A 25,944-nucleotide genomic window follows, 5' to 3' on the forward strand; every position below is an offset into this window, starting at 1 on the left:
CTAGCCATTAGCCATTATAAATGATTGGTGAACCCGGGCCAAGATCAATGCCCAATAGCATCCATACAACGAGCATGATTGTCCAACCAATTAGGAAGAACAGCGAATATGGCAGCATGACGGAAATCATCGTGCCAATCCCCATTTTCTTATCATACTTTTGTGCAAATGCGATGATCACAGCAAAATATGTCATCAATGGTGTAATGATATTGGTCGATGAGTCGGCTACCCGGTATGCCATCTGTGTCAGTTCCGGTGAATACCCCAGCTGCATCATGATCGGCACGAAAATCGGCGCCATCATCGCCCACTTTGCTGAAGCACTGCCAATAAACAGATTAATAAAGCCAGTAATCAGGACAAACATAAGTATCAGCGGAATGCCCGTCAAATTGACACTGTCCAAAAACCTCGCTCCATACACACCAAGCACCGTACCCATATTGGTTTCATTAAAATACGCGACGAATTGACCAGCTGTAAAGGCGAGGACAATAAACATACCCATGGATGCCATCGTATCAGACAATTGCGCCGCAACATCTTTATCATTACGGATAACTTTCGTGATTTTACCATAAACAAGTCCAGGCACAAAAAACAGAATTGCAATAATCGGCACCAGTGAACTCATAAACGGTGACTGGATAATCTGATCCATATAATTGCCTTCCGTGCCGCGTAACGGAGCATTTTCCGGTAAAACAAGCAGCGCTGTCAGGATAAGACCAACTGCAAGTGATACTCCGGACCAAATTAGTCCTTTTCGCTCGATTGGTTGTAATCCTTCAAGCTGATCCTGGTCCATGTTTTCACCAGCAGTCTCCCCTTTGTATTCGCCAAGACGCGGCGCAACGATTCGTTCCGTTACCCACGTTCCAATTAATGTCAGCACCAATACAGACGCAGCAATAAAGAACCAGTTCATCGCAATATTCATGTTTTCAGCGTATGCCGGATCCATTACCGACGTAGCAGCAATGGTCAGTTCTCCAAGCATGACATCGGTACCCGACAGAGCCAGGTTCGCACTGAAGCCGGCGGACACACCTGCAAAAGCTGCAGCTAAACCTGCTAGCGGATGTCTACCCATCGCTGCAAAAATCAGTGCACCAAGCGGCGGCAGCACCACATAGCCTGCATCAGACGCCACACTGGACATAATTCCAGCAAACACAAGTCCAACCGTAATAAAACGTCTCGGCACTGATAAAACGAAACCTCTAAGCAATGCACTAATAAGGCCAGTCCGCTCGGCAACTCCAATACCAAGCATGGTTACAAGTACAACCCCAAGAGGAGCAAAACCTATAAAGTTATCGGTCATACTTCCAAAAATATATTGCAGACCTTCCGCATTCAATAGATTTTTAATCTCAACCATTTTACCGTCTTCACCAGGATGTTCAACACTAATGTCTAAAGGCTGTAAAGCAGCTGAAAGTATAAGAACAATTAGCGCTAAGATGGCAAACAGGGTAATTGGGTGTGGAAGTTTATTACCGATAAACTCAATCCCATCCAAAAATCGCTGAAAGATTCCTTTCTTTTCTTTCCCCATCTAATTCGTCCTCCCATTTTTATCAATAATATTCTGAAATATTTCGTTTATTTATACCGGATATATTAGTATATTATATAGTCGAAATTACTCAATTTAAATAGAAAAAGGTTAAGTGGGAAGATTAAAATTTTTCTCGATACTCAACTTTCAGTGCTGGAGGACTTTTAGAAAAACTCAGGCCTAGCCTCGTCTTATAGCGAATGCCGAGTTTTTATACCTTCTGATGTTATTAAAAAGAACAGATGGATTTGCATCTGTTCTTTCAATCTTTATCAAAACTGTCCGGGTTTGTCCCGGCGCGATCGTTTTTATTCAGGCTGTTGATCTGTTCCATTTCATCCCTTGTCAGTTCGAAGTCAAAAATAGCCGCATTTTCTTTAATCCGATGTTCGTGCGTCGATTTTGGGATGGTTACGACGTTTTGCTGTACATCCCAGCGCAAGATGACTTGAGCAGCTGTTTTGTTATATTTTGCAGCGATTTCCCTGAGTACCGGTTCGTCAAGGATACGCCCGCGTTTCAATGGTGACCAGGCTTCCAGCTGAATGTCCTCCTCTTCGCAAAATGCCTTTAACTGTTCCTGCGTCAGATGTGGATGGTATTCTACCTGATTAATTACCGGCTTCACATTGCTGCTGGCTATTAAATCCTGCAGATGATGGATATGGAAATTACTAACGCCAATAGCACGGACCTTTCCTTCTTCATAGAGCTTTTCCATTGCCTTCCATGTCTCTTTATACTTGTCTTTCACCGGCCAATGAATGAGGTAGAGATCCAAGTAGTCAAGACCAAGTTTTTCTAGACTTGCTTCAAATGCCTTTAATGTACTGTCATAGCCTTGTTCATCGTTCCAAACCTTGGACGTTACGAAAATTTCCTTTCTTGGCACCCCGGATTCCCTTATACCTTTTCCGACACCACGCTCATTTTGATAGAATGACGCTGTATCAATGCTCCGATATCCGTGTTTCAGTGCGGACTCGACCGATGCTGCTGCTACACTGTTTTCCACTTTATAAACGCCGAGGCCAAAACCTGGCATCTGTACACCATTGTTTAACGTGACTGTATCTTGCAAATGGCTGATCATTCTACTTCCCTCCTTCAAAATCTCCTCTTTTTACTATACAAGAAGTACCCGCACCATACAAAATGTCAGCTCTGGCGGTTTAACCGAAACTGACACATCCAATTTTTAGTTCTGTTGATTTCAGCATATTGGCTTTACTATTCACAAAATAATTGAAACTAATTTCTACCTGAATCCATTCAGACATAATTTGTAAAACCCAATGGAAAATTCGCTTTTATAAACTATACATACCATAAAACTAAATTTTAAGGTGATTACACGGATAATGTTAGAGTAAAATGTTTATGGGAGAACATATACCTCATCTTTGGTGTTGAAGTCGGAAGACTTCTACACCAAAGATGAGGCCAGCAAGCGAAGCGCGGTAGTTTAAAGGGTGTTTTACATGAAAAAGAGGACCTTTTCTTGTATAGTTAAGTCTGCTACAACAACAACTATAGAAAGAGGTCCTCTAATGAAAGATATCATATCTGCGCTTACAATGAAAGAATTAGAACAAATTACATACCGTGCATTGCAGGAAAGTTTTTCTCAGGTGATGGCACAGACGCTACAGGAAATAGATGAGGCGATTGCTTCAGAAAGGGATAAGCAACGATTTTATTTGAAGGATAAAAGAACATTAAAGTTTGAGTCCGTCTTTGGGCAGGTGGAACTGAAAAGAAATTATTATCAAGATAAAGAGACGGGAAAGTATGTCTATTTATTGGATCAGTATTTAGCTTTTGACGGCACAAAGGGAATGAGTCCGGTGGTGCAAGATTTGGCTATTGAACTGGCTGTAACAGGCGTTTCCTATCGACAGGCTGGGAAGGCAATGGAGAAGCTTTTGGGCTACCCTGTCATTAGTCATGAAGGTATACGCCAGCAGCTTTTGAATACGGAGGTTGTGCCGGAAGAGTCAGTGCCACTCGAACAGGATGTTGTATTCGTGGAGGTGGACGGGCTTTATACGAAAAGCCAAGAGAAAAAGAAAAAAGGCAAGGAAATTAAGATTGCCAGTGTGCATCAGGGCTGGGAAATGAATGGTAAACGAGCAAAGCTGATAGAGAAGCGACATTTCATTCATGAAGGAAATCTGCCGTTCTGGGAAGAATTTGAGCAGTATCTAATGGCTACTTATGAGTATGATCCGACCAGGCACCACCTCGTTATTAATGGGGATGGAGCGAAGTGGATCACATCCTGCCGGGATCATTTCCAGCATAATGCGACCTTTGTCATCGACCGTTTTCATGTTGCCCGGGATGTGCAGCGTTTGTTTCGGGGTCATTCAAGATACCGCTCCATCCGAAAGAAACTAGCAAGCTATGACTGGGAAGGTTTCATGGTGGAATTAAACAGTGCGGTGGGTACGCTTGAAAATGAAAAGAAGGAAGAACGGCTGGAAGAGTTAATTGCCCAGCTTTCCCAATATCCAGAGGCACTGGGAGATTACCGTGAAAAACTAAAAGAGAGGGGCATAGATACAACAGGATTCCGCCCGATGGGGAGTGCAGAGGGAACGATGAGTGTGTTCGCTAGAAGGCTCAAAAACGGGCGTAGTTGGAGTGATAAAGGGCTTGATAAATTCATCGATATCATGGTTGCCCTCAAAGATAATCTGGAGATAAAAACGCTGCAGGGGATACTTGAACAGACGCAGGAATTAATACAGGAAAGCAAAGAAGAAAAGCCGCCTAAACACTTTGTAGAAAAGCTAAAAGAAAGTGCTGCAGAAGCAACACGCAACAATCTGGGTTATCTCAAGCAGGCTATCGGGAAACCAATTACAGACGCATTAAAAGGATTACGGGGAATTTGAAAAAGTAAAAAAGCACCAACTGATTAAAATGATATAAACATGAAACCGTTACCAAAAGTTGACTAAAACAATACAAAAAAGGGACTTGAAAAAAAATCTCCCACAAGTACTTGACTCAATCACGGATAATTGGAAAGTTGCCCACGAAAATGAATGGTGATATACTTTTATCAAGTTATTAAGGAGAGGGAAAGGGGGGAATCCAATGAGCGATCAGGTGATCAACCTAATACTGGATGAGTTGCAAAACATTAAACAAAATATGGCTACCAAGGATGAATTGCAACACTTACATGCAAACATGGCTACCAAAGACGAATTACAACACTTACAGGCAAACATGGCTACCAAAGATGAATTGCAACACTTACATGCAAACATGGCCTCCAAAGATGAATTGCAACATCTTCAAACTAGCGTGGCTACCAAAGATGAGGTACAAAACCTTCAGTCCAACATGGCCTCTAAAGATGAGTTGCAAAATCTTCAAACTAGCGTGGCCACCAAAGATGAGGTACAAAACCTTCAAACTAGTCTAGACGCTAATATTAAACGGATCGAGGATAAACTTGACAGAAATGAAAAGCAGATTGTACAAAACTCCGAACTCATCATTGAAAATAAGGACCTCATCAACGGAAACGAAAAACAAATCGCGCAAAACACTGAACAACTGTCTCACATCAATAATCAATTACATTCCCTAAAGGATAGCCAAACACAGCAGGAAAACCATTTAAAAACATTGGCCTTACGTTCGATTGAACAAGAATCTAAGCTTCGTGAATTAAAATAAAGGACAGGCATTCAAAACTCCAATTCGACATGATCAACTATTTAATTTACCACATACTTCACACCAGCTCTTAGATTAATTCGCACACAAAAACCTGCTTCTATATAGAAAGAAGCAGGTTTTTCGGAAGCTATGAAGCACCCTTCACTTAATTCATCTCAACTCTTCCGTCATTCACCTTTTTTCAACCCATTTTTCTTTTAATTTTTCCGCAAACCGATCACCGACTTCATTCGTTGTCGCTTTTCCGCCAAGATCAGGCGTCAAATTTTCCGTTTCCACAGTCAGACCTTTAATGGTATCCAACACAACCTTCCCCCACGTTTCTTCACCAAAAAAGTCCAACATCTGACTGACAGACCAGATCGCAGCAATAGGATTTGCCACTCCTTTTCCGGCTATATCCGGCGCTGAGCCATGGACAGGTTCAAACATAGAAGGATAATCCTTTTCCGGATTGATATTGGCTCCGGTGGCAAGCCCCAACCCCCCGGTGATCCCAGCTCCGATGTCGGTCACAATATCCCCGAATAAATTTGATGTGACCACCACCTCAAACCGCTCCGGATCAGATACAAAATATAAACTGGCTGCATCGACAAGGTATGAATACGTCGTCACATCCGGATATTCTTTTCCGACTTCCTCAAAGACCTCATCCCAGAAAACCATTGAATAATTCAAGGCATTTCCTTTACTGATGCTGGTCAATGTCTTGTTCAACCGGCGCGCTTCTTCATAGGCGTAACGAATGATCCGTTCGGTACCTTTACGGGAAAAAACTCCTGTCTGCAGCACCACTTCTTCCGGCTTACCTTTGTACAGCCAGTCACCCGTCCCGGCATATTCCCCTTCACTATTCTCCCGGATAACGAGCATGTCAATATCCTTTTCCGCCTTATCCTTCAGTGGCGTAAATGACGGATGCAGTAATAAGACCGGCCGAAGATTGACATACTGATCAAATGATTTCCTAATCCGCAGCAACAAATCCCGTAATGATATGTGGTCCGGTACACCCGGATATCCAACCGCCCCAAGATAAATAGCATCGAAATGGCGGAGTTGGTTGATGCCATCATCATCCATCATTTTCCCTTGATTTAAATAATACTCACATCCCCACGGAAACTCCGTAAACGAAAAAGAAAGTTCAGAGTCCAGTTCTTCAATCGTTTTTAACACTTTTACTCCTTCCGCGATTACTTCCGGTCCAATACCATCACCGGGAACGAGCGCAATTGTAAAATGCTTCATAACTTCCTCCCTTTTTTTCTGCTAACCATCTCACTTAAGCGATTCTGTTTCCTGCGTCTATATATTTTTTCGCATGTCGATTTCCTAAATAGTATTTACGGTGTTCGGAGTCTGCGTTGTCTTTTATTTAAAATGTCTCCATTCATTCACTTATAAAACATTTCACTTGTAAACACGTGGCACTCGTTCCATCAGGCTGGCCAACACCTCATCAACAATGCTGCCTACCTTGTCTGCTATGTCACGTGCCGAAATCGCATCACCCCCTTGTTCGCCCATCAGGACTACTTCATCTCCGTTGCGAACATCATTAATGTGTGTCACATCAATCATCATCTGATCTAGCGATATTTCGCCAGCTATTCTTGCGCGCTGACCGTGTACCAGCACTTCCCCTTTATTGGAGAGCACGCGCTTATAACCATCCCCGTGCCCAACCGGTACAATAGCTATTTTTTCATCACCTGATGTGACATAGTTTCCACCATAGCCGACCGGCGTATTTGGCGGTAGTTCCCGTACAAGCAGAATGTTAGATTTTAATGCCATCACCGGCTTCAGCGTCAACTTATTTTGCTGACGGATTTCCGGTGTATAACCGAACAACGCAATCCCCGGCCGAATCATATCCAGATGCATATCATTTCTTTCAATCGCTATCGTGGATGCTCCAGCATGCTTGATCGGAAAATTGTAACCGCCTTCATTTAAATCCAGAATGGTATCCATAAATAACGTAAATTGCTGTTCAGTTGTCGTCCAGTCGCCCTCGTCAGCACTAGAAAAATGTGTATAAATTCCTTCCCAATAAAGCCCTGTAAGATGGTAGCACGACCGGCAAAAATCCCATGCGTTTTCCGGTGCAATGCCAAACCGATGTAATCCTGTGTCTAGTTTTAAATGTACCGTTGCTGTTTTTCCTTGCTTGAGGGCAGCAGCATGAACGGCCACTGCCAGCTCTTGGGAAGAAACAGAAATTGTCAGATCATAGGCGACAGCATCTGCCACTTGCGACGTATTGGTGGAGCTTAAAAGGTGAATAGGAACGTCAATGCCATTTTCCCTTAGTAATACGCCTTCCTCAACCGTTGTCACACCGAGCCGGTCCGCACCTGCTTCGATGGCAGCATGACCTATAGGCACCACCCCGTGTCCATAGGCATTTGTTTTAATGACAGCCATTAACTGGCTCCCTGAATCCGTTGCAATCGTTTTAAATACGTCAACATTATCCCGGAAAGCCCTCAAATTCACTTCAGCTACAGTAGGGCCGCGGGTTGTTAATAGGGTTGGCTTTGTCATAGCCACATACCCCCTGTCTGCTGATTAACTCCCCATTATTTAAATGACCATTCAATAGGAGACCGCTATAAATGACGCTAAACTTTATGCTTTCTTTTTTTCATATAGCTTGCGGAATTCCTTCACTAACTGTTTGGTTACATTACCCGGTGTACCATTGCCAATCGTTTTGCCGTCCACTTGTAAAATCGGGGCAATATCCATTTTTGTCGCTGAAATAAATACTTCATCTGCGTCAAACAATTCATCAACCGTGAACGTTTCCTCATGTGCTTTTAACTCTAATTCATCACACAGCTGCAAGATTTTCTGCCTGGTAATACCATTTAAAATGTAGTTATCGGCCGGATGGGTATACAATTCACCATTTTTTACGATGAACACGTTGGAAGCACTTGCTTCCGTGACGGTGTCTCCACGATGCAGGATGGCCTCAATCGCATTGTTTTCCACTGCCTTTTGTTTGGCGAGCACATTTGGCAGAAGATTGAGTGTTTTGATATCGCAGCGAAGCCAACGGATATCCTTTGTCAAAACGGCTGTTGCGCCCTGATCTTCCAACTCATTGTCTCGCTCTTCTTCTCGTGTATAGGCAACCGTTACAGCTTGCGTATCAGTTGATGGGAATTCATGCCAGCGTGGCGCCACCCCACGTGACACTTGCAGATAAATAATTCCCTCTTCTAACCCATTTACCTGAACCAACTCCTCAAGCTTTTTTCTCAGCTGATTAACTTCAACAGGAAGCGTCAACTGGATTTCTCGGGCACTTCTTTTCAGACGTTTCATATGTTCATCCATCAGCAATGGTTCCCGTCATACACCCCGATAACTTCATAGACACCATCTCCAAATTGATAACCGCGGTCCTCAATTTCTACCACATTGTCCCGTTCGATAATCTGGTCATTGTACAGTATGCTGCTCACAATAAAGACCTCCCCAATCAATTAATACACACAAACTGGCGTACGATCGTCTATCAGCGGATGCAAGCAATCAGGTCTGCGGAATCAGTATACAAGCTGAACATTTTTCTTTGGTTTTTCATCATATTGAATCAATTTCATAAGCGCTTATTTTCACAAAATATACGAACTTTTGTGAGTTATATAGGTTTGATCATTCGTCTTTTATTAACACTAGTTGTCCGTAATGAAAGGTGACCGACTCCTGCGGGAAAAGCATGTGTCTGAAGACCCCGCAGGAAGTGGTTTTCTTCCGAGGAGGCTGAAGCCATGCCCGCGGAAAGCGAGTCACCTTTCATGCAGGACAACGGTAGCATGAATGAAAACATAAAGTTCGTGTTTTACTTGCTACAACGAATTATGAAATTGACTCACATTGGTTCATTGATTGTTCTGCGTGACTGAAAGGATTGTTGATGTATCAACACTGGACCCGCTGATGACAACAACTGTGGGTGACCCTAATGGAACACGATTATTTAAAATGGCACCGATACCGGAAGCCGCTGCACCTTCAACCGCCATCCGGTGTGTTTCCAGCATAAACGCCATACCCTCGGCAAACGCTTTTTCTTCAAGCAGGATAATATCATCAACGTATTGCTGGACCATACGGAATGTATATCGGTTACCAAGACCAATACCGCCAAGTAAACTGTCAGCTAAGGTATCCTGCTCGTCGACAACGACCGGCTCTCCCTTATTAAGGCTTTCATACATCGCAGCCCCTTTGGCCGTCGAAAGTCCAATTACTTGTACGCCAGCATCGGCTGATTTCAATGCCAGCCCTAATCCAGAATGCAGTCCACCACCAGATAGCCCACCAATCACTGTTTCAACTTCCGGCAATTCATCCAGTATCTCCAGTCCAATCGTGCCTTGACCGGCGATAATATATGGGTCATCGAATGGATGAACGACGGTTAGGCCATGTTTACTCTCCAGCTGGTAGCAATACCTTTCCGCATCATCCTGTGCGTCCCCTACCAACTCCACTTGCGCGCCGGTACGCTTTAGTGCATCCACTTTTGCTTTGGGGACCCGATTGGATATGCAAATAACCGCTCTGATCCCTAGCTTTTGGGCAACGGTTGCGACACTGACACCGAAATTCCCAGTTGAAAACGTCGTTATGCCCCGCTTCTGCTCTTCCAGTGATAAACTTAGTATTTTATTGGATGCACCCCTGATTTTAAATGAACCGCTGTCATTCAAATTTTCCAATTTCAAATAAATAGCCGACCCTGTCATTTCGGAAAGCACTGGTGAGTAAATGAGTGGTGTGTTTACCGCATCGGGAGAGATTCGCTTTTGTGCTTCCCAGACGTCACGCTGGGTGAGCATTTGTTGTGGCATGCGAGCCCTCCTTGTTTGATGATTCGTCCTGTTTTGCCGAACACTCAATCCTCCTGTTTCATTCCTCCGTTTTCCAGGAAGCGCCGTACAGTCTCGGCCAAAATGGATACACCGACCGGTAACACGTCTTCATTGATATCAAAAATTGGGGTGTGTAAATCACGAGGTTTTCCGTCTCCAATGTTACATCCGAGAATAAACATAGCTCCCGGAACAGTATTCGTCACATGGGCAAAGTCTTCTCCACCCAGCTTAGTTCATAGTCACCATCCAAGCTCTTGACGATTGAAAATGCTTTTTCCAATTCGTGATGGAGTCGCTCCCTAACATGCGGATGATAGCTGCGGATGGGTCCACGCACCAGCACTTCGGATGGTATAACACAAAACCATGGGGACAGGCACTCTGGTCCAAAAACAATAATTGGTCCGAAGTTCCTGTCCCCACTGGACCTGCGGGTTTATTCCATTCCGATGGATACGTATTGGGACTCTATAAAAGCGTCGATGCCTTCATGTCCGCCTTCACGTCCAATACCGCTTTCTTTCATGCCACCAAATGGAACCTGAGGCGCAGATGGTGCACCATCATTCCAGCCAACAATACCAAAGTCCAGTTTTTCGATAAGTTTTGTACCTCTAGCAACACTGTTGGTAAAGACATATGCCGCCAATCCATACTCTGTGTCATTTGCCAATTTGACCGCTTCCTCATCACTAGTAATCTTTTGAACAGGTGCTACTGGGCCAAACGTTTCTTCATGCATGACAACCATCGACTCATCTACATCTTTTACGACAGTAGGCTGATAGAATACACCCTCACTGCCAGTGACAGGTTCCCCGCCGGTTACGACCGTAGCACCTTTGGATACAGCGTCCTGCATATGGCGGCTCACTTTATCTAAGCCATCCTGGTTAATCAAAGGCCCAACATCAACAGTTTCATCCGCACCATCCCCGACTTTTAAATCTTCAACGGCTTTGGCGAGTTTATCTGTGAATTCATCGTAAATGGCTTCTTGTACATAAATCCGGTTCGCGCAAATGCACGTCTGACCGGCGTTTCTAAACTTGGACGCAACAGCTCCCTTAACGGCTAAGTCAACATCCGCATCGTCCAGAACGACTAATGGGGCATGCCCGCCAAGTTCCAATGATAAGTTTTTCACCTGGTCCGCACTTTGACGAATTAATAGTTTACCAACCTCCGTTGAACCAGTGAAGGTAATTTTACGCACGTTGCTGTCTGCCATTACCACTTTAGCAAATTTGGATGATGATCCAGTCACGAGATTCACAACGCCCTTTGGAAAACCGGCTTTCTCACACAATTCCATTAGCTTAACTGCAGTCAGTGGACTCTCGCTTGATGGTTTCATGACGACCGTACACCCTGCTGCCAGCGCTGGCCCCATCTTACGTGTCAACATAGCTGCCGGGAAATTCCATGGTGTAATTGCTGCCACTACACCGACAGGCTTTTTCCAGACCTGCAGCCGTTTTCCATCCTTGTGGGTTGGAACCGTTTCACCATAAACGCGTTTGCCTTCTTCCGCAAACCATTCAATAAATGATGCAGCATAACTGACTTCACCGCGCGATTCTTTAATCGGTTTTCCCATTTCCATCGTCATGATTTGGGCAAGTTCTTCCTGGTGTTCCAACATGAGCTGATTCAATTTTTGTAAGTATCCGGCCCGATCATGTGCCGTCCGTTCAGACCAAGATGCAAATGCTTTATGTGCGGCTTCTGCTGCCTGTTCTGCTTCTTTTTCACCACCATTGGGAACGGTGCCGACTATCTTACCGTTAGCAGGATTTGTCACCTTCAATGTGTCAAGATCGTCACCAATCCATTCCCCGTTAATATTCATTAATTGATTATCAGTTGTTACTGCCATTTCCGAGCCACTCCTATTCTATAAAAATTTTAATTTATTCCGCCATAAAGCGGGGAAAATGTTCCACTTTACTGAATAACTTTCCTAACAAGAAGTATCTTTTATTCTATCAAACTTTTTCGACGGCAACTGCTTCATCTACTGCTTCTTCCAGGATAGTAAGCCCTTCTTCCAATTGCTCATCGGTAATCACAAGCGGCATTAATAGACGGACAACATTGTCATGCACACCGGCTTTCAGTGCAATCAGTCCCCTTGACCTCGCTTCTTTGAGCACCTGGCCGGTCAGTTCTTTAGCAGGTTCTTTACTGTCACGGTCTTTTACGAATTCCAATGCACACATCGCTCCAAGACCACGGTAATCTCCTATGACGTCAAATCGGTCATACATCTTTTCAAATGTATCCATCACCTTGTTACCGATTGTAAGTGCACAATCATTCAGATTTTCCTCTTCCATCACCTGAAGCACGGCTAGACCGGCTCTGCAACCTAGTGGACTGCCGCAATACGTTCCACCAAGTTCACCTGGTGCCGCACTATCCATTACTTCTTGTCGTCCGATAATACCGCTGATCGGCAGACCGGCTGCCATCGATTTAGAAATCGTAACCAAGTCAGGCTCCACACCATAATGGTCCATAGCGAAGTATTTTCCGGTGCGCCCGAAACCGGTCTGGATTTCATCAGCAATGAACAGAATACCATGCTGTTTACATAGGTCATATACCCCTTTTACGAATTTTTTATTCGGGATAATAAATCCACTTTCCCCTTGGACTGGTTCCATAATGAACGCCGCAACCTGGCTTGGAGCAACCTCTGTAATAAAAAAGTCTTCCACCTGTTTCAGCAGGTAATCTGCATACGCATCTTCACTCATTGTTTCCGGCCGGCGGTAATTATACGGGAATGGTGCGTGGTATACTTCCGGTGCGAACGGGCCGTATTCGAATTTATACGGTTTTACTTTACCAGTCATCGACATGGTCATCAATGTGCGGCCATGAAAACCACCAGTGAAGGAGACGATAGACTGCCTACCAGTATATTTACGGGCAATTTTAACAGCATTTTCATTCGCTTCAGCCCCGCTGTTCAAAAACATTACTTTTTTATCAAAACTGCCCGGTGCCAAATTGGCCAGTTTTTCTGCAAATGCAATATATGGGTCATACATCATGACATTAAAGCCTGTATGAATATATTTACTAACCTGATCCTGTAGCGCACTGACAACCGTATCATGACTGTGCCCGACATTAATGACGCCGATAGCACCAGCAAAATCAATAAACTGATTTCCGTCAACATCCTTGAGTAAAGCACCTTTTGCCGACTCTACAAATGTTGGCGTACCATAGCTGACACCATGCGGAACAATGTCATGTCTGCGTTCAAGCAATTCCTTAGCCTTGGGACCCGGCAATTCGGTTTTTACTTGTGCAAATTGTTTGCTCATTAATTAGACCTCCTCCAATTCAACATTATTTTTCTGGCCTAGTAGTTTTGTTTCGACGTACGCAATATGATTCCGCACTCTCCTTTTCACTGTATGCGCGTCTTTAGAGACTAATGCCTGAAGAAGCAGTTTGTGTTCATCGTAAAATGACTGATGGCTGGAATAATATCGGTCAAGATGCATAAGAAAGGTCCTAATCTGTACCTGCAATGAGTCATAAATCTTAATAATCCGTGAGTTTCTGCACATTCTGACAACATAGTTATGGAACAGCATATCTAAATCAAACAACCCGTGCCAATCTTGTTCGTCTGCCTTTGTTTTCATTTGCTCGACAATCGCTTCTAATTTTTTTATATCGTTTTCTCCAAGGTACCGGGCAGCCTGTATAAAGGCACGTTCTTCAATCAGTGTGCGCAATTCGATAATCTCATCTACATCCTGTTGGGTAAACGCTTTCACATACGTACCTTTCCTTGCCTGACTGTTAATTAACTCCTCGCTTTCCAAGATTTTTAGTGCTTCCCGTATCGTGCTCCTGCTGACGTCAAAGGTCTCCGCCAATTCAGTCTCTAAGAGCCGCTTCCCAAGCTGAATCTCCTCATTCCAGATTTTTTGCTTCAGTCGGTCGGCAATCAGTTCACTTAATGGTTTTTGCATCATCGCACTGCTATCTTGTTGGTACAAAGCAGATGCTCCTCTCTGTATCATCTCCGGTAGTCGTTGTCGATTGTCGACACATTTATATTTATCATAATTCAGATAATTTTGATTGTCAAACATAATTTGTATTTTTTGAAATATATTGACTTTGATTGTTGTAGACACTATGTTAATAGTAGACGTTTTAAGCAAATAGAATGGAGGGAGTGCAGTGAAAAAAATAATTGCCTATAATCGGGTAGAAAAGCCTGTTCTGGATACTTTGAACAAAAAATATGATGTCCGTTTTTTCAAAGACATTGATCCGGCTACTGATCCGGAATTTCTCAAGCAGTTAGGCGAAGCAGAAGGAATTATTGGGCTTGACCTGCCTGTCGATGAAAACTTGCTCAATCATGCACCAAATCTAAAAATCGTCAGTAATGTTTCCGTCGGGTATAATAATTTAGACGTGGAGGCACTGAAAAAAAGAAACATCATGGCGACCAATACACCGGACGTACTAAATGATACGGTAGCAGATTCCATCTTCGGCATTTTAATTGCAACGGCAAGGCGTATACCAGAACTGGACCAATACGTAAAAAACGGTGAATGGGACGAAGCGGCAGTTGGGAATAATTTGTTTGGTATTGACGTCCACCACAAAACATTAGGCATCATCGGTATGGGGCGAATTGGGAGAGCAATTGCCAAACGAGCCCACTTCGGTTTTGATATGAACATTCTATATCACAGCCGCAACCAAAAACCGGACGTGGAAACGACCTTCCAGGCAGGCTATCGCACGTTGGATGACCTGCTCGCGGAATCAGACTTTGTCCTGTTGATTACACCGCTGACTCCCGAAACAGAAGGACTCATCGGCAAACGGGAATTTGGGCAAATGAAAAACACTGCTATCTTTGTAAATGGCTCACGCGGGAAAACAGTAGTCGAGCAGGATATGATTAATGCACTGCAGAATGGAGAGATTGCTGGGGCCGGACTTGATGTATATACAAACGAACCGATTGAAAAAGACAATCCGCTGCTAACCATGAAAAACACCGTGACAACGCCGCATATTGGTTCCTCCACCCACGAAACAGAACTAAAAATGTCTGAAGTGGCGGCGAAAAACCTTGTTGCTGGGCTAAACGACAGGAAACCACCGAATTTGATTGACGCAAGCATGTGGACAGACGAGGGAAAATGACTAGCACTATCATATGATATGGTAACAGAAAAACCCCGTATCACCTCGAAGAAGATACGGGGTTTTTCCTGAAGTAGAATCGTTAGTATGACTGGATCTGAAACATAAGCTAATGAAGTGTATCCAGCATTTTGATGGGGCGCATTAAGCAAGCCGGATATTTGGCTTTACCATCAAATCGCGCGGAAAATCCGCCAATACTTCACAGCCGGTTTCCGTTACCTGAAACGATTCACTTATTTCTACGCCCATATGATCCATCCAGATTCCTGGTATTAAATGAAAAGTCATATTGGGTTCCAATACTGTACGATCACCCGGTCGCAAGCTTGCTGTATGCTCACCCCAGTCAGGCGGATAATTAAGTCCCATTGAATAACCCATGCGCGATTCTTTTTTGATGCCGCTTTTTTCAATGACACTGCGCCATACACGCTCGAGTTCTTCACACGTTATGCCCGGTTTAGCTGCATCAAGCGTTGTATTGATACCCTCAATGACGACATCAGAAACGTACTGCATCGTTTCATCGGGACTTCCAATAACAGCCGTGCGTGCCAGTGGCGAATGATAGCGTTTGTAACACCCGGCAAGTTCAATGATGACTGGGTCCCCTTGCTTAAAGCGATTGTCGGTCCAGGTTAAGTGTGATGCTGATGTTTTATCACCTGTTGGTAAAAGTGGTACAATCGATGGATAATCCCCACCAAAGTCTTCTGTTCCACTTATTTGCGCATGAGAAATATTTGCAACAACGTCACATTCGCGTACACCTTCATTAATTGTATCAAAAGCCGCTTGCATAGCCTGTTCGGAAATTTTAGCTGCATGTTTAATATAGGAAATCTCGCGTTCCGATTTAATGATGCGTACCCAGTTAACCATGTTGGTGCCATCTTTAAACGTGGCATTTGGAAGACCTTTTGTCAGCTGCATATAACTTCTTGCTGTAAAATAATAGGCATCAAGTTCGACAGCGATCGTTTTATTATCACATTTCTTTTTCCTAAGCAAATCGCTCACAAAGTCCATTGGATGCCTGATATCCGACTGAACATAATGATCCCCGTATGCGACAATATGATTGCTATCAAGCCATGTCGTGTGTAGTGCTGCACTGGCATCTTGACCACGACCTACCCAAATCGGCTGTTCGTCCTCAAGTATAACGATCAGCATTTGATGAACATAAAACGACCACGCATCATACCCAGACAAATAATTCATATTGGCTGGGTCCGTCACTATAAGCAAATCAACCCCTTCATTGACCATCCGCTGCTTCGTTTTTGCCAATCGAGTTTGAAACTCGGAAATCGGAAAAGTCAACACCGTTTACCCCTCCCCATATAATGACCAAGCATTTTGAAACCGCTTTCTTTATTGCTGTAAGTTTTCAAGATTATTTAAAGCAAGTATAATAACAAAAATGCACGCATGATTGAATCAGGTGGACTACTTTGTCGATTGTCGACATTTTGTATTTCCATTATATTCACGAAGTTTCCGAATTGTCAATCAATTTTTAAAATCTTTTCTACTTTCTACGCAACACATCAACTTGATTAATTACTTCAAATTATTGAAACGTTCATGAGGCAACTGGAACAAAGTGCTGAAGGAGCGAACGTTAAAACATTGGAATATAAAAATCAGCGCCTCCAGCGAAGGAAACGCCTTTTAAAACATTATTAGAAAAAAGGTACACAAAACAATCCAGAACGGTAACGCCCGCTACCATTACGACTGCTATCCAGCCGATTGTAGTACCACCGGATAGTTTGAAAGACCGCTTCATTTCCAACCAGCACAATCGCCCTGTGACTCGACTTTCCTGTTTTTCGCGCGATTTTTCCTAGCGCCTCTCCACTTGTTCATTTCAAATCAACGACTACATATGTATGCGTTTCCACTCTATTCGTTAAATACAGTCCCCCTTTCTCTTTTTCATAGAAATTTTGACTTATTCACATGCGGATTGTGAATTGATGATGGGTGGCTAGGTAAAATGCCTCGGATCCAATTCCGATAATAATAAATTCCTCTCCAAGTTGTGAAAGCCTCATCACCAAAATATATGAAAATGCTACCTACCTCCATAACTGAATTGTCCTAATTGAATGACAACAAATAACGGTAGTATTCCTTGCGAAGTTGACCTAAGTCAAGGAAAAGATCATCAGTTGGCAGCATAATGAAGTTAACCTCACCAACCAACTCGGAGGTGATTCTTTGAAAAAAATAGCTTTTATTATAATTACTGCTGCCACTGTAGTATTGCCGCTTCTTATGCAAGCAGACTGGGGTAAGCAATCTTTTACCAGTACGCTAAACGTTGATTCTGATCACATAACGAAATTAAAATTTTCCATAGCTAACACTAGTCATTATAAAACGACTCGCAACCATAAAAAGATCCAAGAACTGTTGGATTACATGAATACGAAAGAATATGAGAAGATTAAAGGTGAGCCGGCAAATTTACCAATGAGTGGGAGTATGATTTATCTATATGAAAATAAAAAAGTGGACTATATCGTTGTATTTGGGGGAAAAATATTAGTCAGCCAGCAGTTTTATGAAGTGAAAAAGACGCCGATTGACATGAATGATCTTAAAGTGTTTTTTCGTTCGGTAGAATAGCTCTCAACGTATAACTGTCATAAAGATGTCAAGGTCGCTTTGAATTTTTTCTTGAATAGAGGTCTGTAAATTGAAAACATTTCTCATTAAACGGTATAATAAAGATGGTCAAGCTATTAAAGGAGTTGATTTTGAATGGCAAATGTTTTGGTATTATACGCAAGCCTGACAGGCAGCACTGAGATCATGGCGGAAACGATGACAGAACATCTGACTGCACAAGGTCATGATGTTACATATAAATCGTTTGATCTCGATCCGATTGAGGCAAAGCGATTGGAAGAATTTGATGTTATTCTGTTTGGATCATATTCATGGGATGATGACATTCCATTTGAAGTGGAAGACTTTTACGAGGATATGGAGGAAGTTGACCTTACCGGAAAAGCAGTCGGTGTATTCGGTTCCTGTGATTCTTATTATGATATATACGGGCCTGCGCTCGATACGCTGGCTTCCAGAGCTACCGAACAAAATGCAACTGTATACGAAGAGAAGCTTAAATTTGAGCTTGAACCGGATGACGAGAATTTAAAACACGGCAAGACATTTGTTGATGCCGTACTCAACTTGGCCTCGAATTAAATTATGAAACGAATCCAGCGGTAAACAGCACTGGATTCGTTTTTTTAATTTATTTTGACGCGTACTTCATTGATTCAACCACACGACATCACCGTACCTATTATGCCAAAATAGAAGACTTGGACCCTCCTGGAGGCAGAATGGACAGTAGTAAATGTGGACTCCCATACCAGTAAAAAACTACCATCATGTCCTCACCATGATAGTTTCCTACTCATTCATATAACATTTTCCCTCAATAGCCGGAGAATTCCTCAGCCCGAATATTATCTTCATTCGCACCTGCTTCCACTAGCATTTCATACATCGCGTTGACCATACCTGCCGGACCAGAAAGATAATAAATCGGTGCACTCACATCCGATACGTAACGTTTCAGCATATCCTCGTCAATGTAACCGCTCTCTCCATTCCATTCATCAGAATCAGCTTGCGTCATGACAGGAACAAACGTAAAGTTAGGATTTTTCTTCTCAAACTCCCTGAAGTCTGATTGGAATGGCGCATCTTTTGGAGTACTATTGGAAAAAAGCAACGTCATTTCATGCGATGTCTGTTGATTCGTTGCCTCAGCAATCATACTCCTAATTGGTGTAATGCCAATACCACCGATAATGAATACAGCGGGGGTTGACTCCGTTTTGTGTAGTTTGAAGTTACCACTCGGTCCGTCAAATTTAACCTTTGCACCCGTCGTCAGTTTTTCCAATTCCCGCTTGTAGGCCGAGTCCCGTATACGCGTAGCCGTTACCAGTTCACTTTCAGTTTCAGATGGAGCATTAACAAAGGAGAAAGCTCTCGTATTGCCTTTTTCATCTGTTTCACTTGGGTCAATCAATGTAAAATCACCAAATTGTCCGGCTTTAAATTCAAATCCATCCGGTTTTTCCCAATAACATGCGATTGTATCCCGAGCAATCTTTTCTTTCTTACGCAGTTTAATTATTTCTGACATCACTACCAACTCCTCTTAAAGGCTCTGTTTACAAATATACCCTGTATGCCGCTACGTAAACATAACCAAGCTCAATAGTGGCAGTTTTTTGTCATCGCGCCCTATCTAAGAAAACCCAAGTTTACAAATAAAATGTAAACTTGGGTTCTCCATTAGTCTATAAATGTTGTCCATGGAACGGCTGTTTCTTTAATCGCCGTTTGTACATTTTTCAAATTGTCGGCTCCGTTTGTTTTCAACCAATCATAATACGCTTCTTTGCCTTCTTCTGCAAAAGGCTGTACACCAGATTTCCAAATAGCACGCCCGCAAAGACTACCGCTGAATTGGGCGCCAGCTTCCTTGGCGAAGTGGAGCGTCTCGATAAACTGTTCATTCGTCACACCGCCACTCAAATAAATGAATGGTAAACGACTCTTTTCGGAGCAATTGCGATAATAGCTTGCTGCCTCTTCTTTGCTGAAGACAGGCTCGTAATTATCGTATTGCTCGTACCCTTCTATATTATAGATTGAAACCGGAACTTCAACCTTTAACAAATCAATGCCATATTCCGGCTTGGAAAACTCCTCCATGAAAAATTCTACAATTGCCGGTTTTTTCTTGGCAAATTCCGCACTTTTTGAACCGAATCCTTCTGCACTATAGGAAACAGGCTCCAATATAAACAGCATATCATTCTGTTTGCATTCATCACCAACACGTTTAATAAAGGCATTTTTTATTTTGTTATACTTTTCTTCTTCCTGGTGATCATAATAAATCAACAGTTTAACGGCACTTGCACCTTTTTCCTTTAAATCCTGTACTGCATAGTTATCAACCAGATTTGGAAGGCGGCCCTTTTCGGACGTATCATAACCTGTTTTTTCATAGGCCATGATTAAACCGACGTCACCATTTAATTTACTTGCAGCATTCCACCCGTACTCGGGATCAAGTAAAAGGGAAGAAGACTGGTTGCCAAGTACCTCACTAACACCTTCTTTAAATTGACTTAACCCTTCCTCATAGGAAATGCTGTTATTAAATGATTGAATCATTTTTCCTAGAGATCCACGCTGATCCATGGCTGTAGCCAAAACAACATGATTGTCATCCGAAATAAGTTCAAGCCCACGTTTCTTTCCCGGTGTTAATTCCATAATTAATGTCCTCCTAGCTCAGCTTGTTTGTATTTTTTCAACAATAATTTGATTCATGCACCAGTTAATATTTTCTGGATTAATGGAGCCCGTTTTCTCCTCCATCGCATTCAAAACGCCCATAGCCATACCGTATTTGATAAACGTCTCATCATCAAACTCGCGTGACAATCCTGCTGCAAAGCCAGCTATCACCGAATCACCAGAACCAACTGGATTGACAGCATCCACAACAGGTGCTTTCACGCTATACAACTGTTCCCCATGTTTAACGAAGGCGCCTGCAGCACCTGTTGTAACAACAACCCACGGAATCTCAGCGAAAAGCTGCGTTTGTAACGCCGAAATCATTTGCGCCTCATTTTCCAAGGCTTCTCCAAGTAAATCGGCCAATTCTTTTTCATTAGGCTTCATTAAAAACGGCTTACGGTTTTCTTCAAGCGTATGCTGCAACAGCTCGCCTTTCGTATCAAGCAATACCGGTGTATCATGTTCACCAGCAATACGTATTAGCTGGCCGTAAAAGTCATTCTTAAGACCTTTTGGCAGACTTCCGGATATTGTAATAACATCCGCTTTTGGAGCGTATTGCGCAAATTCCTGTAAAAACGCCGTTGCTTCGTTTTCTTCAATGACCGGGCCACTTTCCAGTAGTTCTGTCTGTTTTCCTTCATGAATTACTGCGATACAGTTCCTTGTTTCACCATTTATACCGACAAAATAATCATGGATTCCTTGCTCAGAAATTTCTCTCCGGATAAAATCGCCTAAACTGCCGCCGAGAAATCCTGAAGCAGCAACCTCTTCCCCAAGCTGCTGCAGTACTCTCGTAACATTCAAGCCCTTCCCACCAGCCGTTTTCGTAACATCTGATACACGGTTTACGGTATCAAGTGAAAACTGCTCAAGCTTATAACTTATGTCGACAGAAGGGTTTAGTGTAACGGTTAGGATCACTGTTTATCACCCTTTCCATTTGCATCAATTTGACTTTAACGGGGTGAGGCCAAGACCTCACCCCAACTTAAGGATTTGCAGACTAATCTATACTGATATTAAGCAGTTTCTTCTTTTTCTTTCTCAGCTTCGTATTCTAAATTACGTTTTTTCATTTGCTTAATATACCAGATAAACAAGCCTAGGTAAGCAACTAATGCGCCTACAGCTGCCATAATAGAGCCTAGATTAAACTCTGCGCCGGCCTTACCAACTAAAATAGCAATGAACTTCTCAACCGGTCCTTCCAGCGTTGAGTGGGTAATTAGCGCACCTTCTTCTATTCCCGCTGGTGCAGCCCCGACCGAAGCCGCTGTTTCTGTTACAAATTGAGCAATTGCAGTACCTGACCATAGGAATACTGGTACCATTATTGTTCCAATCAGGATCATCCGTATAATTTTCCCTCGGCAAACAACCAATAGTGCCGGAGTTAAACCGATAGCAATAATACCACCTAAAGGAAGAATACCATTTCCAGGCAAAATCAAGGCGATTCCTAGCATGATAGGTGCAATAACGTTAGCTGCAGCCCACATTTCAGCACGTGCTGCTAAGAAAGGCCAGTCGATACCGATATTGAATGTTCGACCTTTTAGCCTTTTGCTCATAAAATCTGTGATTCCTTTTGATATCGGTTCCATCGCCGCAATAAACCATGTCCCGACAATGGAGAATAATTCAAGTGCAACACCGCCTATGAAGGCCAGTTCAAAAACGGTTGTTGCCGGCTGTTGACCTAACAGTCCTACAAATAATCCCAAATAGATTCCGATTGCAAATTTACTTCCCCAAAAGCCGATTTTTTCATTTAACCAAGCTGCGTCAAAATCATATTTATCGAGGAACGGGAGGAACTTTCCAAATATCTTATCAAAAAGCATAATTAATGGATTGAGTAGAAAGTTCATATGCGTCGTTGTCGTCGGGTTCGACTCAGGCATATCTAACAAATCATTAAAAGTTGGTTTCATGATATCCGCGTTGATAAACTTCATAACCCCGAGCATTATAACTAACAACGTTGCAAGTAATAGACTATCTGAGTAGTAGATAACTAGTAGCCCAGTAATAGATAAGTGCCAAAAGTTAAATATATCAACATCTAATGTGTTTGTTTTGTTCATTCCAAGCAACACTAAGTTCACAACAACAAGTATTAATAAGAAAAATAATGTGTAAGCCGAACCCCAAGTTATTGTTGCCAGTGGTGCCCAGCCAACGTCTGTTATATTCAACTCGATACCTGTTGACTTAACAAAATCCTTTAAAGCAGGGGCGAAATTCCCTGTTAAAATATCAATAACCGCCCCAATACCTGTTAAGGCAATTGCTAGTTTAAGACCGCCTTCCAACGCTTTGCTTACTTTAACCTTCATCAATATTGCCAATAGAGACAACAAAATGAACATCATTGGGGCAGCCCCTAAATCAATTAGAGGCTGAAATACGGTATTCGCAAAATTAATAATCGCATCTAACATGATATTCACATCCTTTTAATGGTGTGGATTACTTATCCAGCTTTTTAATAATGCTTTCCAATTCATCAAAAACAGGATCTGCCATTGCTGGTATACGATACAAAATTGGACCAGCCTCTACTACAGGAATATTGACGTCAAAACTAAATTTCATTTTTGAGATTGGTGCAAAGATATCATAATTACTCATCATTTCTTCATTAATATCTTTAACTACTACAGCATCTACCTTCACGTCATAGCCGCGTTTTTTCATTTCTTCTTCCAAAGCTGATTTAATTTGATGACTTGAATTGATACCTGCACCACATGCCGCTAAAATTTTAATCATAATAAAACACTCCTTTAATTTTTGATATTGCTATTTTCTTCAGTTAGAAACTGAAAAATCTCATCTTTGGTTTGCATCGCTTCCAATGCTTTTACATTATCAACTACTGTCAAAAAGCCCATTAATTCAGAAAGGACATTGGTTTGGCTTTCTTTTTGATTATTGATGATGAAAAACAAATACCTAACATCCATGTTCTTATCAGGTGCAATCATGTTATAAAATGAAATAGGATTATTTAATTTAACAAAGACAATGGCTTTATCGTTGCAGTATTCCGTATCCGCGTGTGGAATTGCAGCATTTGGAATATCATTGGAAACAGGACTTAAGTCCAACCCAGTGGGATAGTTTCGTTCGCGCTCAATAAGTGCTTCGGTAAAATCCTCATTTACAATTCCTTTTTCCTTTAGTCTTTTGCCTACAATGTTGAAAAGTTCTTCCTGATCATTAACATCTTCAATAAAGGTCAGTTCTCTTTTGAATAACGGTTTAATAGCTTGCAAGATATCACCTCCTCCGTATTTTAAAAACTTTGATTAAGTCGTTGGGTAACCACCGTTGTTCCACTTCTCAATGAACTCGTCGAAATAATGTTCATCATTCAATGATTCATCATTCATGCTAATTGAATCGATTTGTTCAATTAATTTCTTACTTTCTTCTGTTTCTTCGTATTCCGTTTCTAAAAAGGTATCAATGGCTTCCTCAATAACACCAATTCCTAAAATCCGTCCACCCATAGCGAGAACATTAGCATTGAGATGGCTTTTAGCATACCTAGCAGTTTCGACGTCACCTACTAAAGCAGCTCTTATTCCTTTTACCTTATTGGCACTTGCCGAGATACCTACCCCGGTGCCGCAAATAGTAATTCCTAGGTCGGCTTCACCCGTTACAACCTTTTCTGCCGTTTTTTTACCATAAATAGGATAATGGGTGCGTTCTTTATCATAGGTACCGTTATCGATAACCTCATACCCTTTATCTTTTAAATACCCAACTAAATGGTCTTTCATTTCAGTAACAATGTGATCGCAGCCTATAGAAATTTTCATTGTAATCACTCCCTAACACATTTTATTAAGCATATCTACTCTAATTTGGTGACGTCCACCGTCGTATTCAGCATGTAAAAATGATTCACAAATTTTCTCAGCTAGTTTTTTCCCGACAATTCCGGAGCCGATGGTAATGATTGATGCATTGTTGTGCCTAACAGTCATTTTAGCTGAATGTTCATCAAATACATTTGCACAAACAATGCCTTTATATTTATTAGCAACCATGAATGAACCGACGCCATATTCGTCAATGACAATTCCACGGTCCGCTTTCCCTTCATTAACAACTTTTGAAATCTCAGTTGCAGCCTCGAAAAGATTAAAATCCTTATCGGGGGTTGAATCAATCACTTCATAACCTAATTCTTCAACATGTGCTTTCAAATGTTCTTTTAATTCAATACCATTTGAATCATTTCCAATTGCAACTTTCATTTAATTACCTCCCATACTAACTAATTGATGATGTCACACTTTTCCTTATAAAAATCTATTGTTTCATCAGATACTTTCCTATCCGTTATGATTCCGGTAACATCCTGTACTGAACAAATCGTCTGGAATGCTTGAACACCAAATTTACTACTATCAGTCACAATGAAATTTTGCTGTGTGTTTCTTATAATTGTTCGCTGTAACGCACCTTCTTCTTCATCAGCGGTGGTTATGTCACCTCCGGCTATTCCATTTGTACCTATGAAAGATTTTTGAACTTTAATATCTTTTATCCACTTACTAGTAAAATAACCTACAAAGGACTTCGTTCGTTCCCTTAACCTACCGCCAATTAGAACAACATCAAACATCTTCTTATCTTGGAATCGGTTAAAAATCGATATAGAGTTAGTGATGATCGTTGCTGCATTCACTTGAATATATTCTTGCATTAATTCAGTAGTGGTTCCGGGACCAATAAAAACCGTATCATTTTCCTTGATTAGTTCTGCAGCTTTTTTTGCAACATGTTTCTTTTCCTTAACATGTAATGCTCCCTTTTCTAAGTGGGATAATTCTATAAAGTCATCTTTTGTTATTTGCTTTGCTCCACCATGAACTCTAAGAAGTTCACCCTCATTTTCGAGTTCTTCAAGGTCCCGCCTGATTGTCATTTTTGTTACATCTAATTGCTCGGCGGCATCTGTAACCTTTATAAAACCCTTTTCATTTATAATTGTGAGCAGTTCATCCTTTCTGCTTTCTTTCAGTACAATCACCTCCTCGATGTTCGAAAATGTTTGCTTTTGTTCTATTTCTATTGTAACCTGTAACCGATTTCTTAGCAATAGATAAACAACAAATTCACTTTTTGTTCATAAATTAACAAAGGCTGACCAAAAGGCTCCTGTCCGTGGCCTTCAAGTCAGCCCTG

Annotated in this window: 24 protein-coding genes and 1 pseudogene; 5 read left to right on the forward strand and 20 right to left on the reverse strand. The window is 42.1% G+C overall.

What is annotated here, in order from left to right:
- Positions 1-7: 7 nt before the first annotated feature.
- A complete protein-coding gene (locus FFL34_RS04615; protein ID WP_138601908.1) occupies positions 8-1,564 on the reverse strand; it encodes an AbgT family transporter in 1,557 nt (518 codons plus the stop codon).
- 265 nt (positions 1,565-1,829) lie between these two features.
- Positions 1,830-2,660: an aldo/keto reductase gene (locus tag FFL34_RS04620; RefSeq protein ID WP_138601910.1), complete on the reverse strand. Its 831-nt coding sequence runs from the start codon at positions 2,658-2,660 to the stop codon at positions 1,830-1,832.
- 457 nt (positions 2,661-3,117) lie between these two features.
- Here FFL34_RS04620 and FFL34_RS04625 point away from each other — a divergent pair, with 457 nt between their 5' ends.
- Positions 3,118-4,467 (forward strand): ISLre2 family transposase, encoded by a 1,350-nt coding sequence (locus tag FFL34_RS04625; RefSeq protein ID WP_234031423.1) that lies wholly within the window; start codon positions 3,118-3,120, stop codon positions 4,465-4,467.
- Positions 4,468-4,672: 205 nt separating this feature from the next.
- Positions 4,673-5,263 (forward strand): hypothetical protein, encoded by a 591-nt coding sequence (locus FFL34_RS04630; protein ID WP_138601914.1) that lies wholly within the window; start codon positions 4,673-4,675, stop codon positions 5,261-5,263.
- A gap of 174 nt (positions 5,264-5,437) precedes the next feature.
- On the opposite strand, the gene FFL34_RS04635 is transcribed toward FFL34_RS04630, so the two are convergent.
- The 8 genes and pseudogenes from FFL34_RS04635 to FFL34_RS04670 all read right to left on the reverse strand — a co-directional run bounded on the left by FFL34_RS04635 (position 5,438) and on the right by FFL34_RS04670 (position 14,198).
- Entirely contained in the window at positions 5,438-6,520 is a 1,083-nt protein-coding gene (locus FFL34_RS04635; protein ID WP_138601916.1) for a tartrate dehydrogenase, read from the reverse strand.
- A gap of 162 nt (positions 6,521-6,682) precedes the next feature.
- On the reverse strand, positions 6,683-7,822 hold the full coding sequence (gene alr / locus FFL34_RS04640; protein WP_138601918.1) for an alanine racemase: 1,140 nt from the start codon (positions 7,820-7,822) through the stop codon (positions 6,683-6,685).
- Between the two features lie 84 nt (positions 7,823-7,906).
- Positions 7,907-8,751, reverse strand: a pseudogene (dat, locus tag FFL34_RS04645) (D-amino-acid transaminase).
- A 420-nt stretch (positions 8,752-9,171) separates the two neighbouring features.
- Entirely contained in the window at positions 9,172-10,146 is a 975-nt protein-coding gene (locus tag FFL34_RS04650; protein WP_138601920.1) for a pyridoxal-phosphate dependent enzyme, read from the reverse strand.
- A gap of 44 nt (positions 10,147-10,190) precedes the next feature.
- Positions 10,191-10,373: a hypothetical protein gene (locus FFL34_RS18440; RefSeq protein ID WP_185959590.1), complete on the reverse strand. Its 183-nt coding sequence runs from the start codon at positions 10,371-10,373 to the stop codon at positions 10,191-10,193.
- Positions 10,374-10,606: 233 nt separating this feature from the next.
- Entirely contained in the window at positions 10,607-12,049 is a 1,443-nt protein-coding gene (locus FFL34_RS04660; protein WP_171046272.1) for an NAD-dependent succinate-semialdehyde dehydrogenase, read from the reverse strand.
- A gap of 109 nt (positions 12,050-12,158) precedes the next feature.
- Positions 12,159-13,511 (reverse strand): 4-aminobutyrate--2-oxoglutarate transaminase, encoded by a 1,353-nt coding sequence (gene gabT / locus FFL34_RS04665; RefSeq protein WP_138601922.1) that lies wholly within the window; start codon positions 13,509-13,511, stop codon positions 12,159-12,161.
- Between the two features lie 3 nt (positions 13,512-13,514).
- Positions 13,515-14,198 (reverse strand): GntR family transcriptional regulator, encoded by a 684-nt coding sequence (locus tag FFL34_RS04670; protein ID WP_234031424.1) that lies wholly within the window; start codon positions 14,196-14,198, stop codon positions 13,515-13,517.
- A 187-nt stretch (positions 14,199-14,385) separates the two neighbouring features.
- Between FFL34_RS04670 and FFL34_RS04675 the strand changes: the two genes are divergently transcribed.
- Positions 14,386-15,372 carry a 2-hydroxyacid dehydrogenase gene (locus FFL34_RS04675; protein ID WP_138601924.1) on the forward strand — a complete coding sequence of 329 codons (987 nt, stop codon included), beginning with the start codon at positions 14,386-14,388 and terminating at the stop codon, positions 15,370-15,372.
- Positions 15,373-15,516: 144 nt separating this feature from the next.
- Here the strand turns inward: FFL34_RS04675 and FFL34_RS04680 are convergent, their stop codons facing one another.
- Positions 15,517-16,701, reverse strand: a complete 1,185-nt coding sequence (locus tag FFL34_RS04680) for a M24 family metallopeptidase (protein ID WP_138604671.1) — start codon at positions 16,699-16,701, stop codon at positions 15,517-15,519.
- A 903-nt stretch (positions 16,702-17,604) separates the two neighbouring features.
- Here FFL34_RS04680 and FFL34_RS04685 point away from each other — a divergent pair.
- On the forward strand, positions 17,605-18,015 hold the full coding sequence (locus FFL34_RS04685; RefSeq protein ID WP_138601927.1) for a hypothetical protein: 411 nt from the start codon (positions 17,605-17,607) through the stop codon (positions 18,013-18,015).
- Between the two features lie 135 nt (positions 18,016-18,150).
- Positions 18,151-18,600: a flavodoxin domain-containing protein gene (locus tag FFL34_RS04690; protein ID WP_138601929.1), complete on the forward strand. Its 450-nt coding sequence runs from the start codon at positions 18,151-18,153 to the stop codon at positions 18,598-18,600.
- Positions 18,601-18,835: 235 nt separating this feature from the next.
- On the opposite strand, the gene FFL34_RS04695 is transcribed toward FFL34_RS04690, so the two are convergent.
- The 9 genes from FFL34_RS04695 to FFL34_RS04735 all read right to left on the reverse strand — a co-directional run bounded on the left by FFL34_RS04695 (position 18,836) and on the right by FFL34_RS04735 (position 25,858).
- Positions 18,836-19,555: an FAD-dependent oxidoreductase gene (locus tag FFL34_RS04695; RefSeq protein ID WP_138601931.1), complete on the reverse strand. Its 720-nt coding sequence runs from the start codon at positions 19,553-19,555 to the stop codon at positions 18,836-18,838.
- 152 nt (positions 19,556-19,707) lie between these two features.
- The gene (locus FFL34_RS04700; protein WP_181954954.1) at positions 19,708-20,700 is read right to left on the reverse strand and encodes a tagatose 1,6-diphosphate aldolase; all 993 of its coding nucleotides are present in this window, start codon (positions 20,698-20,700) and stop codon (positions 19,708-19,710) included.
- An 18-nt stretch (positions 20,701-20,718) separates the two neighbouring features.
- Entirely contained in the window at positions 20,719-21,657 is a 939-nt protein-coding gene (locus tag FFL34_RS04705; protein ID WP_138601935.1) for a hexose kinase, read from the reverse strand.
- Between the two features lie 98 nt (positions 21,658-21,755).
- On the reverse strand, positions 21,756-23,180 hold the full coding sequence (locus FFL34_RS04710; protein ID WP_138601937.1) for a PTS transporter subunit IIC: 1,425 nt from the start codon (positions 23,178-23,180) through the stop codon (positions 21,756-21,758).
- 28 nt (positions 23,181-23,208) lie between these two features.
- Positions 23,209-23,511, reverse strand: a complete 303-nt coding sequence (locus FFL34_RS04715) for a PTS sugar transporter subunit IIB (protein ID WP_138601939.1) — start codon at positions 23,509-23,511, stop codon at positions 23,209-23,211.
- A gap of 14 nt (positions 23,512-23,525) precedes the next feature.
- A complete protein-coding gene (locus FFL34_RS04720) occupies positions 23,526-24,017 on the reverse strand; it encodes a PTS sugar transporter subunit IIA (protein ID WP_138601941.1) in 492 nt (163 codons plus the stop codon).
- Between the two features lie 33 nt (positions 24,018-24,050).
- A complete protein-coding gene (gene lacB, locus FFL34_RS04725; RefSeq protein WP_138601943.1) occupies positions 24,051-24,569 on the reverse strand; it encodes a galactose-6-phosphate isomerase subunit LacB in 519 nt (172 codons plus the stop codon).
- Positions 24,570-24,581: 12 nt separating this feature from the next.
- Positions 24,582-25,010 (reverse strand): galactose-6-phosphate isomerase subunit LacA, encoded by a 429-nt coding sequence (gene lacA, locus FFL34_RS04730; protein ID WP_138601945.1) that lies wholly within the window; start codon positions 25,008-25,010, stop codon positions 24,582-24,584.
- Between the two features lie 20 nt (positions 25,011-25,030).
- Positions 25,031-25,858: a DeoR/GlpR family DNA-binding transcription regulator gene (locus FFL34_RS04735; protein WP_234031425.1), complete on the reverse strand. Its 828-nt coding sequence runs from the start codon at positions 25,856-25,858 to the stop codon at positions 25,031-25,033.
- Between the last annotated feature and the right edge of the window lie 86 nt (positions 25,859-25,944).

Origin of the sequence: Lentibacillus cibarius (assembly GCF_005887555.1) — a bacterium.
GTDB classification, from domain to species: domain Bacteria; phylum Bacillota; class Bacilli; order Bacillales; family Amphibacillaceae; genus Lentibacillus; species Lentibacillus cibarius.